General features: G+C 45.3%; 11 protein-coding genes. 5 read left to right on the top strand and 6 right to left on the bottom strand.

All coding sequences use genetic code 11. The features are described 5' to 3' along the window. Window positions 1-252 precede the first annotated feature (252 nt). From creD to ACYQ3L_RS11255, 4 genes are all read right to left on the bottom strand, one after another. Window positions 253-1,614, bottom strand: a complete 1,362-nt coding sequence (creD, locus tag ACYQ3L_RS11270) for a cell envelope integrity protein CreD (RefSeq protein ID WP_379993314.1) — start codon at window positions 1,612-1,614, stop codon at window positions 253-255. A 62-nt stretch (window positions 1,615-1,676) separates the two neighbouring features. Continuing rightward, window positions 1,677-1,976: a winged helix-turn-helix domain-containing protein gene (locus ACYQ3L_RS11265; RefSeq protein ID WP_379993313.1), complete on the bottom strand. Its 300-nt coding sequence runs from the start codon at window positions 1,974-1,976 to the stop codon at window positions 1,677-1,679. 2 nt (window positions 1,977-1,978) lie between these two features. Beyond that, window positions 1,979-2,584 carry a hypothetical protein gene (locus ACYQ3L_RS11260; RefSeq protein WP_379993312.1) on the bottom strand — a complete coding sequence of 202 codons (606 nt, stop codon included), beginning with the start codon at window positions 2,582-2,584 and terminating at the stop codon, window positions 1,979-1,981. A gap of 190 nt (window positions 2,585-2,774) precedes the next feature. Continuing rightward, window positions 2,775-3,230, bottom strand: coding sequence for a hypothetical protein (locus tag ACYQ3L_RS11255; RefSeq protein WP_379993311.1), 456 nt, complete (start codon window positions 3,228-3,230; stop codon window positions 2,775-2,777). Window positions 3,231-3,451: 221 nt separating this feature from the next. On the opposite strand from ACYQ3L_RS11255, the gene ACYQ3L_RS11250 reads away from it, so the two are divergent. The 4 genes from ACYQ3L_RS11250 (at window position 3,452) to ACYQ3L_RS11235 (ending at window position 9,287) form a co-directional block, all read left to right on the top strand. Continuing rightward, complete coding sequence (locus ACYQ3L_RS11250; protein ID WP_459952407.1) at window positions 3,452-3,604, top strand: hypothetical protein; 153 nt, start codon at window positions 3,452-3,454, stop codon at window positions 3,602-3,604. A 340-nt stretch (window positions 3,605-3,944) separates the two neighbouring features. Further along, complete coding sequence (locus tag ACYQ3L_RS11245; protein ID WP_379993310.1) at window positions 3,945-7,247, top strand: fibrobacter succinogenes major paralogous domain-containing protein; 3,303 nt, start codon at window positions 3,945-3,947, stop codon at window positions 7,245-7,247. A 462-nt stretch (window positions 7,248-7,709) separates the two neighbouring features. Next, window positions 7,710-7,904, top strand: a complete 195-nt coding sequence (locus ACYQ3L_RS11240) for a hypothetical protein (RefSeq protein WP_379993309.1) — start codon at window positions 7,710-7,712, stop codon at window positions 7,902-7,904. 81 nt (window positions 7,905-7,985) lie between these two features. Further along, on the top strand, window positions 7,986-9,287 hold the full coding sequence (locus tag ACYQ3L_RS11235; RefSeq protein WP_379993308.1) for a redoxin domain-containing protein: 1,302 nt from the start codon (window positions 7,986-7,988) through the stop codon (window positions 9,285-9,287). Window positions 9,288-9,487: 200 nt separating this feature from the next. On the opposite strand, the gene ACYQ3L_RS11230 is transcribed toward ACYQ3L_RS11235, so the two are convergent. Together ACYQ3L_RS11230 and epsC are read right to left on the bottom strand one after the other, a co-directional pair. Continuing rightward, entirely contained in the window at window positions 9,488-11,011 is a 1,524-nt protein-coding gene (locus ACYQ3L_RS11230; RefSeq protein ID WP_379993307.1) for a TlpA family protein disulfide reductase, read from the bottom strand. 27 nt (window positions 11,012-11,038) lie between these two features. Further along, window positions 11,039-11,857, bottom strand: a complete 819-nt coding sequence (epsC, locus tag ACYQ3L_RS11225; RefSeq protein WP_379993306.1) for a serine O-acetyltransferase EpsC — start codon at window positions 11,855-11,857, stop codon at window positions 11,039-11,041. A gap of 183 nt (window positions 11,858-12,040) precedes the next feature. Between epsC and gdhA the strand changes: the two genes are divergently transcribed. Continuing rightward, on the top strand, window positions 12,041-13,378 hold the full coding sequence (gdhA, locus tag ACYQ3L_RS11220; RefSeq protein WP_379993305.1) for an NADP-specific glutamate dehydrogenase: 1,338 nt from the start codon (window positions 12,041-12,043) through the stop codon (window positions 13,376-13,378). The last annotated feature ends 144 nt before the right edge of the window (window positions 13,379-13,522 follow it).

Here is a 13,522-nt window from a genome sequence, read left to right as displayed (position 1 = left end):
CGGACTTCCAGTCCGTGTCTTGTTGACAGGGCAAAAATGTTTGCTACGCAACACACAGACGAGACGTCTGCGCGAGCAGAGTATCCTTTTTGATAATCCGGCTCACATCCGCATAGTATAGATAAAACATCTTTAATATCTTCAGGGATAAAATGATAAAAATGATTCAATCAACGTAAACAAAAACAAAGGGCATAAAGGCACACAATTACTTATGCACTTTACGCCCTCGATAATATTGACCGACTAAACTTAATTCATATCACGATCCCCATCCCCAGGTGTGTATACCGGAGAGATCTCTCCGGCTTCATTATTTTCATCTTCATTCTTATACCAGTTCACCTTCCGCAAAACGTACATCACTATGGCAAGGGCGACAAATAATCCGACCGCGCCGAATAACAAGGCCATATTTTCCTGTTGCAGGATAATATACAGATAAGCGTAAAGCACTGTAAGGAAGAGTCCCATAATAGCTGTCTGTTTCACATTACGGAACATGGTGGTGGAATAGGCCGTTATCAGCAATGTGGTTGCCGCCCCCGAAATCAGGTATGAAAGGCCAAAGCCAAGATGCTCTGATATAGCCAGCAATAAGGTATAAAACAACACCAACGCGCAGCTGACAAGCAAATACTGCACCGGGTGAATCCGCTTCTTGCTTAGTAATTCTACAAGGAAGAAGACTACAAATGTAAGGACGATAAACATTATTGCATACTTCACCGAACGCATTGTCATCTGGTATTTATCTACCGGATACCGTAAGTCTACACCCAAAGAAGATGTTTTGATCACCTCGTTATTCCCCGTCCACATCTGCACATAGTTGCGATTATAATCGAATACATTCCAACTGGCATCAAATCCCTCATTATTAATTACACGGTCGGCAGGCAAAAAATCCCCATTGAAAGAAACCGTACTCCACGACGACTTCAGATGAATGCGATTCTCCTTTCCTATCGGGGTAAAATAAAGCCCTCCACTACCGTTCAATCCAAGATTGAAGCTAAACTCATAACTCTCTACCGACGGATCGACAGGCATACCGATTGTCACACCCGAATCGATAAGCGTGTTGCTTTTCACACCGGGCTGTACCGGCAGTGACTTTCCATTTACATTAAACTCAATCTTATTCCTTACTCCCTGCAGGTATGGAATACCAATTAATACAAAAGCATCCTGCCATATCACCTGTTCCTCTTTTATATTCAGTTTCGCATAATTGGGCAGGCTAAACTTTCCACTGATTTTCATATCCGACTGATACACCAGCGTATGAAATAATGTGCGCGCACGCTCCTCCGCAGTGATATTGCCGTCTACACGAAAATCATCGGGAAGGTAGTAAGAGTAAGCGATAAGCGGATTACCGTTTTTATCGATACCGCTCTGATAAGGCAGTACCAGTACAGGGCCTGTCAATTCCTGCGCTCCTCCCCATTTGTTCACAATATCGTCCTGAGCCGCCTGCTGATTCTGCTCTCTTTCTTCAATCAGGCTTCTTATCATAGTAATAGGTAGCAGCATTACCGCTACAAGGACAGCGACGACAACGATTTTGACGATAAGCATGTCTACGTTTGTTCCAAAGTTTGTTTTCATAAGTTCTAAGTTAATATTTAAATAAAAGTTCTTTGAATTTCAAAGTATATTAATAAAAAATTTTACGGTAAAGGATTTATTAATTTTTCAAGCGCATCGATATGTTCTTTAAACAGCTTTCGTCCCAATGGGGTAACCTGATAAGAAGTATTAGGTTTGCGTCCTATAAACTGTTTCCTGACCTCAATAACCTCTTCTTTCTCCAATGCTTTGAGATGACTTGCCAGATTACCGTCGGTAACATCAAGCAACTCTTTCATCGTATTGAAGTCCACGCTGTCATTTACCATCAGTACCGACATTATCCCCAGGCGTACACGGCTGTCGAAGACCTTATTCAATCCTGATATAATATCTTTCATATTCAACCGTTTTTAGCAGACTTCATGTCATATTTATAATAGATAAGGATACCATATACTATATGTAAAACTCCGAATCCGACAGCCCAGAATATCAGGTCGTAGCCTACTACTACAGCAGCAACCAGCCCGAGTATGATTTCACATGCTCCCAATATTTTCACATCGCGGTATGTACGCGCCCCTGCTGCGATAAGTCCCAATCCATAGAATATCAGCATGCCGGGCGCTACCAGATAGGCGACATGCTTATATATAAGGATAATGCAAAACAGTCCGCCAATTACCAGTGGAACACAAAAATCCTTCGCTATCTGCAAGGTTACAGGCTGCCAGAGTTTCGCATTGCTTAACTTTGCTTTCCGGGCAGACAATGTCAGTCCGGCCGTTACGGCAGAAATCAGTACCACGGCTGCAATGAGGATAAAATCGTACAATAGTGAACCGGTAAATGTAAACCGCCCTTCGAGGACAAGGTATGCCACTATTGCTCCTACAATAGCGGATGTACCTGCCAATACACCTGACATACCGCTTATAGACAAGAACTTGCTCGAGCGTTCCATCATGGAACGTATATGTTTTATATCATCCAGATTTGTATCCATAGCATTTTACTTTGAAACACAAAGTAAACTGTTATATTTGAGATATGCAATAAGCTGTGTAATATTTTTTCAGGAAACAAGCAACCGATATAAATTACCCGGCAACTTGCCATACAAGAATAACCCTCCTATAAAAACCGTAAGTTTGTATAGCGCAAAGCAGTTATTAAAATGGTGATGGATAAAGCCGTTACTCTTTCAGTAACTTATCGAGAAACTCATCAAATTCGCGGTCAAACTTTTCCATCAGGTCGTTGTCTATTTTCACGACATCGTCTTCACTGATAAGCAAAAGTTCTTCTATCACAACAAAATTCTCATCGGCATAATTGACAGAGAAAGGTTTGAACAAATCCAGAGAAGAAAACATATTTTCTTCATCCAGTTGCTCAGTCACCTTACGCAAGACGGATATAACCTTTTCATCAGGCAAATCATCGACTTTGTCTACCCAATTGAAGATCACGATCTCGGCTACCTTGTTTTCCTCGTCGTCATAGAACGCTACTTCCCCACTCTCTTTATCCACAGTGATAAAGATATCGGTCAGAGAACTGCCTTTATAATCCTTCGCCAGACTGTCGATAGCTTCTTTAAAAGTATCCTTGATTAATGTTGATGTGTCTCTGTTTGCTCCTGTTCCCATGAGGCATAATGGATTTAATTTTCACAAAGTTAGAAAAATATTATAGTAATCCAGCTTTCTGCCGCTTCTTTTTAGGCCAAACGCATCAAAACCACAAACCCTCATCCGTAGTTTGATTTTTTTTATAACAGGATGACGGATAAATCAAAAAATTATCCCTATTTTTGTCAAAATCATACATCATCCACTTCCTGAATGAACAATAAAAACCGTTTTCCGCTATGCATATAACGACGGAAACATATAGAAAAAACACAATATCACACGCCATTTTTCTTCCTGAAAATTTGGCGCTTAATTATATTTTACTAGAGAGAGAGAGAGAGAGAGAGAGAGAGAGAGAGAGAGAGAGAGAGAGAGAGACTAAGCCTTAGTATTACCTTTCCGGCGATCCTACACATTCTATACGCGCGCGCATTCAATGCATCGCTGAATATATATAACACACAACCAAATCCCGAACCGTCAGATTTATCCCGTGCTGCCAGGCAGGGTGGTTCTGCATTGTATTTTCCCACACGTTATCCCGTTACTTTACATCCCTGTATTCCCGGGGCTGCCAGGTTCCCTAAGTTTTTGCTTACTCTGAGAAACTCTGAGTACCTGCTGAGCTACATGGGGGTATATACTCCCGGTGCCTTCTCAGGGAAACTCAGTGTAACAATCCTCTTTACAACAAATATATGCAACACAATTTACCCAAAAACATGCTTTATGAAACCAAAGAAAATGAAAACCCTCATGCCGGCCTGTTTGCTGGCTGCGCTATTTGCGCTATTGTCAATGCCATCCTATGCGCAGGTAACTATCGGCGACGGTGTACCTCCCCAGAATTTTTCCGTACTGGAGATTTCCACCGCCGGTACAAAAGGGGGCTTGCGCCTGCCACATCTGACCACCGCCGAGCGTAACGCCTGGCGTGATTACTTTTTAGGAACAGCCACAACTAATCCTGCCAACCCCACGGGCAGCAGCAATGTCACCGCCGACGAATCGCTTAATGCTCCCGGGCTTGCCATCTTCAACACCGATACCAAATGCTATGAATACTGGAACGCCAGCCGTTGGGTCAGCCTCTGCGAAGGCAATTCGCTGATGGTCATCAGTCCCGATCCCTGCCAGAATGTGGCGGCTGACGGTACGGGTTGCGACGATGAATTTACCGTGACCGACCCCGACTGCCTCAACGGGCCGTTCACCATCATTATAGTGGCCGGGCAGGATTACGCCACGCTGACGGATGTAAACGAGGCTGACGGTATATTCCGCATAGCCTTCCAGCCTAACAACTCGATAAGCCAGCGTTCCGTGGTCGTTCGCGTAACCAGTAGTTGCACAGGTCTGTACAAGGACTTTTTGTTTTTACAGGATGGCCACGCATGCGATACGACCCTTGGTACAGCCCCTGAAATCACTTCCGTTCCTCCGGGAAAGAATATCGCATTCTGCACGGGCGGCGCTGTTTACCTGTCGATAGACGAAACGCAGATCACCGCTCCGGGTACGCTTGCGGACGTAATCTGGACACGTAATAATATCGAGGTTGCCCGCAGTGTAAATAACCTTGTTGTCACTCAGGAAGGAAAATACGATGTCTGGATGGGCTATATCGGCTGCAACCTGAGGGCCAATAATGCAGTGACCGTAACCAAAAGCGGTACAGGTGCCCCCCAGCCCGTAAGCATCGTAGTAAACGGTAACAATGGTATGGTCTGCGGCCCGGCCGGGACAACCAAACTGGTAGCCCTGAACCCGAACAGCGGCGGTACGGTGCTGTGGTTTAAAAACGGCATATTGCAGGACGGCACTAACGGAACAGACAATATAACGGGTACAGAGGTGACGGTAGGTATTGGCAACTGGTTCGCCGTGGTACAGGACGCGACCTGTTATTCGCGTCCGTCTGAAACGGTTGCTGTTATAGAAAATCCCAATTCGGGCGGTTCCCTTACCGAGCCTGTGATAGACAAAGGCGGCACATTCTGCGCGGGCAGCTCTATCCTGCTGTCCGTATCCGGCGGCAGTTACAACGCGGCTTATACCTATACCTGGTATGAAAACAATACGCAGATCGGCATGGGCAGCTCGGTGATGTACACCGTTCCGTCGGGCGTGACGAGCGTGGTCATCCGTTGCCGCGCCACCCAACCGGGCAGTTGCGCGCAGGAGGCGTTGGCCGTGGAGACAATCACCATCGGAACTATTCCCGCGCGGCCTGTTATCACGGGTAATACGGTTCTTTGCTCAGGTACGGCTACACTGAATGTTATCCCTTCCGGCTCGGGTAGCTTTACTTATGCGTGGTATAAAGATAACGCGCTGATCGGAACCACCCAAACGATCACCGTTACCTCCGGCGGCGACTACTATGCTACGGTAACGGATGGCTGTACCAGTCCTATGGCTCACCGCAACCTTCCCTACCTGACATCGGCAACGCCTACTGTAACACTTGACCGCAGCAATGTAAATCCGAACCTGAATGATATAGTGACCTATGCCGCAAGCATAGACTTTACTCCCGCTACAGGATACAACTGGATAATTACCAATGCCACCCTGCAATCGGGCGGCGGCAATACCCCTAATGCTGTGGTTATGTTTGATAATACAGGCGCCGCTGAAGTCCGGGTAGAGGTAACCAATGCCTGCGGAACGGGAGTGAATTCCCATGAAATAACCGATGTACAACCATTCTGTGCTACCATAACGAATGTATTCCCGAATACACTGACAGAAAAAAGTACAGTAGCCGGCACAGGCACAACATTGGGTTTGGTATCGGCGACTTTCTCTTCGGGTAGCCCTACACCGAAATACCAGTGGTATAGCAACTCTTCCAATTCAAATACAGGAGGTACCGCCATATCAGGGGCGAACACTGGTACTTACATTGCTAGTTCTACTTCGCCAGATACATATTATTATTATTGTGTGGTATCGGTCGATGGATGTCCCGGCACAATGGCATCGGGCGTATATAAAGTAACGGTATCCGAGAACCCTGCGACTATGGACCGTGGAGCCGGTACACTTAGGGGAAAGACCTGTTTTGATATAAACAAGTCGAATTGGACGACCGATTGCGGTCCGCAGTCTGCCAGGGAAACTGTTGCAACAGACTTTGCGACCCTGGGCCCTGTAACCTACACCTTTACTGCAGCGGCGAGCGGGACAAAAAGCAATCTGCGTTTCGTGGTGGTGGATACCGAAGGCTGCGTGGTATCGTATTCGGGAGGTAAAACGGGTACGATAGCCAATAATGAAGTCATCAACCTGACTGTAAATTACAAGACTACATTGAGTGAGGTCACAGATATCATCTACGGCCGTACCCGTGACCAGGCTGCCCTGGTTACCATCTACGCTATTTATAACGACGGAACGAAAGACGTATCTGTGCCGCTGCTGGTAAAAATACAGGACTGCGTTTGCTGCGGAGCTTTCGTTGCATCCGGGCAGTGGAAAGCCTTCATGTGCCATAACCTGGGAGCGGACGAAGGCCTTGACGCATATACTCCTGCTAAAGGACTGAATGGAGATTACTACCAGTGGGGACGCTCTACAGTCGTAGCTACCGTCGATACACCGGCCGGTGCTATCGCCGGTTGGAATACTACATACGCACCTAACGGCTCATGGTCAGACGCTTCAAAAACGGCTAATGACCCTTGCCCTCCGAATTATCGTTTACCAAAAAATTCTGAGTGGACAGGTGTTATCAATACCTCCCTGAATCCACAAACAATACCCCCCGGAGCTACATGGAACACAAGCGAGACAAACTTTAGTAGTGGGCGGAAATTTGGGCCTGCTCTGTATTTGCCGGCTGCCGGCTACCGCAACCCCAGTAATGGGCAGTTGAACGACCGGGGCAGCAACGGCTCCTACTGGAGTAGTACGGAGCTCAGTTCTAACATCGCGTACGGCATGAGCCTGTACAGTAGCGGCGCGAGTACGGGCTACAACGGCCCCAACCGCACGTACGGCTCTTCTGTCCGGTGTATAGCAGAATAACTCCGGTTTATTTGTCTATTTATCTATTCCTCCTCCTGCATTAAAAGCAGGAGGAGTTTAATAAATATCTCTGTACACCAATAGAGTGTTAGAAAGACACCCTCCTATAACTGAAAAAGACATAGAAAGCGGGAATAGGTATAAAATACTGATTAAATGTCAATTACATGCAATTTCCGTGAACCGGAGTTTTTCAGAAACAAGACAATGTGTAAACAAAGAAAAGAAAATCCGGGCTAACAGCTTGTAATAAAGGATTTTATCCGCTTTGCACTCTGGCAGGTTAATCATTATCCTGTAGGGGATTTGTTTTCCCTACAGGAACAAACGGGCGGGAGAAAGCCTGCACCCTCGTTCAGCATAGGCTCTGTCTATGTAGGGCTAAAAGCAAGAACTTTCTTTTTACCTTGACGCAGGCAAAGCCTACGCCAAAAGGCAGTAAAAAAATTTAATGTCGATAATATGCTGATCTATATAATGCTTTTATTCATAACACGGCTTAAAACGCCATGCGGGCGCAGCCACAGCAAAAAAGCCGTTATCCGCGACTACCTCCGGCGATGTGAACAAAGGGATGGTATGCAAAAGGTACACGCTCCCCCGACGGACGGGCGGTTAACCCAACTGATACGCCTGCAACGTGCAGGCAAGCGCTAATTGAAAGATATAGACGATAAGCCTGCCTATTAAATGATAAGAGATAAAGAACTTAAAACAATGAATAAAGCAGAAGAATAAATGAGACGTATATTTTTACTGGTTTTTACAACATTCACAATAGCCGCTGCCTACAGCCAGAGCGTGGAACTCAACTTCCCGCACTTTGCAGGGCAGAAGTGGCATTTCCGGGCATTCCGCGGTGAGGGAAAAGATACAATCGCTACCGGGACGCTCGACGGGCAAGGCAGGGCAAAGCTCGTTTTGCCGGACAGGATGAACGGTTTCCGGGGCATGACGCAGTGGCAGCTCACCGGTGGCGGAGGACTGGATATGATCTTCGCGGGCGGCGAGAATTTCTCGGTCTCCTGTCCTGAAGCCCAGCCATCGGAAGAAACGATTGTCTACACCGGTACGCGGGAGAACGTTTACCTGAACAGCCGTTACCGCCGCCAGCAGGATATCCTCGGCAGGATAGACGCCATGCGTATGGCGGCAGAAGCATATAAGGACAATAACGAATTACTTTCCATCTTTAACACAGAGCTACAGAATCAGGAGCAGGCTTATACCCTCCTGCAGGAAGAGACGGCAGCTAATCCCCTCTATGCGGCACGCTTCGCGCAGGTTGTGGATGTTACCAGGGGGCTGCCTCCTGTCCTGGCTTCCGGTCAGGAGGAAATAGCCGGGTTGCTGAAAGATTTCGTACTGGACAGATTAGACCCGGAGGCGCTTTACACCTCAGGGCATTGGGCGGGAGTGCTGGAGCAGCTTATGGATTGGTACAGCTACAAAGAAGAAAACCGCCCGGCATTTATCTCCGATATGATCCGTCTGGTCAACCGCATTTCTTCGGATGAAGCCTACGCGGCCCTGTGCGAAAAGGTAATCGTGTTTTGTGAAAAGAAAGGCTGGCATGACCAGCAGATAGAGTTTGCCTTCTTCCTGCTGAATGACGACCGTATAAAAGAACCTGAGGGAAAGGTTGCGTCAGTCTATACACTACTGAAGATAAGGAAGGGAAGTAAGGCTCCGGCTCTGTCGCAGGGCAAACTACCCGAAGGCAAAACCCTGCTGGTATTCTACGAATCGGGCTGTAATGCCTGCGAGAACGAGATGCAGCAACTGAAAGGCAACTATCCGCTCTTGCGGGAGAAAGGCTATGAAGTGGTATCTGTGGCGGCAGACAAGGACGAAGCTGTTTTTAAGAATACATCCGGGACTTTCCCGTGGAAAGCCAGATATTGTGATTTCCGGGGTTTTGGCGGAACGGATTTTACCACCTTCGGGGTTATCGGCACGCCGACCTTCTATGTGATAGACGGACAGGGGATTTTGCAGGGACGATACGCAAGGCTGGCAGACACGGGAATATTGAATTAGCAGGCTTAGAAATCTTCTGCATGAAAAAATGTTTCTGGGAAAGCTAAATTGACTTTATTCTCAAGTTTATATCCAATACCTTTCCCCCGCTCGCGCAGACGTCCCGTCTGTGTGTTGCGTAGCAAACATTTTGCTCTATCAAGCAAGGCACGGACTGGAAGTCCGCGCCAGCGGCGTAAGGTTGAATAAACAAATGATAATCAAAATAGTTCTTCAATCCATGCTTTCATATTCTGCGTACCCATAAATGAAATACTCTTTCTTTTCAGTTTGCCGTTTTTGTCGAATATCAGATAAGTAGGGATAGCCTCGAAATCGAATTGCTCGAGTATGGCACCCCATTCTTCATCAGTTATATAATAGTGCTCTCCACCTATTTCTGGAATTTTTTCCTCCCATGTGGAACGTACCGATGAAGGATTAGTAATGTAAACAAAAACCACACCTTTATCTTTCAGTTCCGATTTCACAAGTTCGGCCTGCTTCATGGCCATCAGGCAAGGTCCGCACCATGTTGCCCAGAAATCAACGAATACCACCTTATCTTTATATTTAGCTACGATGATATCCATTAATTCCTCTTTTGCCACAGCAGGTGTTTTGTTTATAACGAGCCCTGATGATTTATCTCTCGATTCTATGATTTTAACCACTTTATCATTCTCGGCTAATAACATCTCAACAAAAGCCCTGTCTTTAAAATAGCCCTCAGCATTCTTCTTCTGTTTTTCGGTCAATGGATTCATTGCATTCAGCTGTTTGGCATAAATACCCGCAACAACCATATCATAAAAAAGGCCACTATCGGTACCGGTAATTATTTTCAAGGCACCTTTTATCCGGGTCAGCCATTCTTCCGGCGCCAGTTCTTCTATTGGCTGGATATTCAGAGTTGCGTCCTTCAATAATTTCTGAATAAATATCTGGAAGTAAGAAGAATAAAAGTAAAGAGGATCGTTAAAGTTCATATATTGGAAGACTGCGTAATAATCTATCCCCGGCTTTTGCGGCTTAAACTCAGGTCTTTCACTTTCCGGTGTATCGGCATGTAGTCCCCGGTATCTCAAATGCATATTATCTTCATATTCAAGAAATAGTACATCCGAAAGGAATGCTTTCATCTCATATGCAACAATCGTCTTTGCATTATCAGACAGCTTGGCGTCCTTTTTTACCTCCTCCAGTAAATATGTGGTAAGCTCTTTTGCAGACTTCGCATATGCATCGTGTGGCATATTGCAATCTTTATCGGGATTATCGGGCTTATTCATTAGAATGGCGGATAAGGCAGGTCCCATATTCATGGTATCGTAGGCGGTAATATTCAGGCTGCCATTAACGGTCACATGGCTTTCTCCCCTTTCGTCAAAGTTTATTTCCAGCTTTGTTTCTTCGCCCGGTACCATGTAAAGATTTCCTTGAAACAGGGGGGACCTTATGATACAACCATTCACTACAAACACAGGAATACTAAGGCTAAAAGAGCCATCGTCCTTTATAGGAATTTTATAGGCTACAAAATCAAAGACGGGCCTGTTAATCATCATCTCCAATTCCGTTACTTTCCGGCCATCCGGCATATTACCCGTTATTTTTCCGGAAAGAGTTGCCATACCGTATTTTATCGGCAGAGCAGGCAGAAGATTACTTGTTTGCGCGTTGGCTACTGTAAAAAAAAGGCATGCCAGCATGCATATAAAAGACTTTATCATTCCCGACCTCATGGTTAATAGCTTTTATGGGTGTGAATACTATATATTAAAATCGATAATATGTTCTCCCGCATTAAGTGTATTATGTATCTTTATCTCTGAATTCTGCTGAACAAGTGAATAGGGTACCACGCTTTTTGTCAGCCAGGCATTACCCCCGATTGTGGAATCGTGCCCAACAACGGTTTTACCCCCCAATATAGTCGCCCCGGCATATATAACCACATTATCCTCGATGGTCGGATGCCGTTTTTCATTGGCAAGGCCTTTGGTTACAAATAATGCTCCCAGAGTAACTCCCTGGTAAACTTTTACATTATTACCGATAATTGTAGTCTCCCCTATCACGATCCCTGTTCCGTGGTCGATGTAAAAAGCCCGCCCTATCTCCGCTCCCGGATTGATGTCTATACCCACTTTCGAATGTGCGTATTCGGAAAATAACCGGGGGATAATAGGCGTATTCATCTTATAAAATTCGTGGGAAATACGATAGACCACCTGTGCGAAAAAACCGGGATAGGTAAGAATAACTTCCTCTATCGATTTGGCGGCTGGGTCATTTTCAAAGTAGACAGCCGCTTCGTCATACAGCTTATCCTGAAGTTCCGGCAACCCGGATATGAATTTATCAACCATCGCCTCCGCAGTTTTCCTATCCGACAACGCGGCAATATTTTCCACCAGAATGGAATAAAAATAATACAGTTTTTTCTCTCTGGACTTCTCCTGATCGCAAATCGGGAACAGGACTCTGTGGATCAGTGTATTCAGCGCATCTTCCAGTTCAATTCTATTGATCGGCAAGTGCTTTGACTCGGCTCTCAGTTTATTCGCAATTTCGTATATATTAGTCATAACTTCAGCTTTGAAAACAACAAATGTAATAATTAAATACAGAAAAACAGGAATTATGATTCTCCTTAATTTTTGTATGTTTTAAATCATGTATTTCTATATGAAAAACAAAACAAAATATTACTTAAAATCGTTGTTTATTTATATATTTGTATAGTCAAGAACCGATTTAATAGTTAAATCATGAAAATAAATAACATTTTATCAGAGCTGGAGGCGAAACACCCCGGCGAGCATGAATTCCTGCAAGCTGTAAAAGAAGTGCTTGTATCAATTGAAGATGTATATAACCAGCATCCCGAGTTTGAAAAAAACCGTATTATCGAACGTCTGGTGGAACCCGACAGGATTTTCACATTCCGTGTAGCATGGGTAGACGACAAAGGCGATATTCAGGTAAACCTGGGATACCGTGTACAATTCAATAACGCTATCGGCCCTTACAAGGGAGGCTTGCGGTTCCATGCATCTGTCAACCTATCCTCACTCAAATTCTTAGGATTTGAACAGACTTTCAAGAATGCATTGACTACACTGCCTATGGGTGGCGGTAAAGGAGGTTCCGATTTCAGCCCGAGAGGTAAATCGAATGCCGAAATTATGCGTTTCTGCCAGGCTTTCATGCTTGAACTTTGGCGCAATATAGGCCCTGATACAGATGTTCCTGCCGGGGACATTGGTGTCGGCACACGCGAAATCGGCTATCTGTATGGCATGTACAAAAAACTGGCAAGAGAGAACACAGGTACTTTCACCGGCAAGGGACTCGAATATGGAGGTTCGCTAGTCCGTCCTGAAGCTACAGGTTTCGGCGCATTATACTTTGTGAACGAAATGCTCAAAGCCAAAAATATAGACCTGAAAGGAAAAACCGTTGCCGTTTCGGGATTCGGCAATGTAGCATGGGGTGCCGTCACAAAAGCGACGGAACTCGGAGCTAAAGTAATTACCATTTCCGGACCTGACGGATATATTTATGACCCGGATGGTGTCAGCGGCGATAAGATAGAATACATGCTCGAACTTCGCAACAGCGGTGACGACATCGTAGCCCCATATGCTGATAAATATCCTGATTCTAAATTCTTTGCAGGTAAGAAACCATGGGAACAGAAAGTAGATATTGCTTTACCATGCGCCATACAGAATGAACTGAATCTGAAAGATGCGGAAACATTGGTTGCCAACGGTGCTACCTGTATAGCCGAGGTATCTAATATGGGATGTACCGCCGAAGCTGTGGATTTCTTCATCGAGAAGAAAACCCTGTTTGCTCCGGGCAAGGCTGTAAATGCCGGAGGTGTCGCCACATCGGGGCTGGAGATGAGCCAGAATGCCATGCATCTGCAATGGACAGAGGAGGAAGTAGACCAAAAGCTGCATCAGATAATGAAAAACATACATGCTCAGAGTCTGAAATACGGAAAAGAGGATGGCGGATATATCAACTATGTAAAAGGTGCTAATGTTGCGGGATTTATGAAAGTAGCCCGTGCAATGATTGCGCAGGGAGTTGTATAACTACTAATTAATCAATCGAGTGAGAAAAGCCCTTTGGATGCAGAAATCCAAGGGGCTTTTTGATTTATGAAGAGACTGGCTATATACCGGAATATTTACCCTTAATTTTACAGCATATATTTTTGCATATCTCAAATAATTGTC

Source organism: Dysgonomonas termitidis (assembly GCF_054657735.1).
The sequence above is the reverse complement of the archived record's forward strand: the minus strand, read 5'-3'. Positions and strand labels throughout refer to the sequence as shown.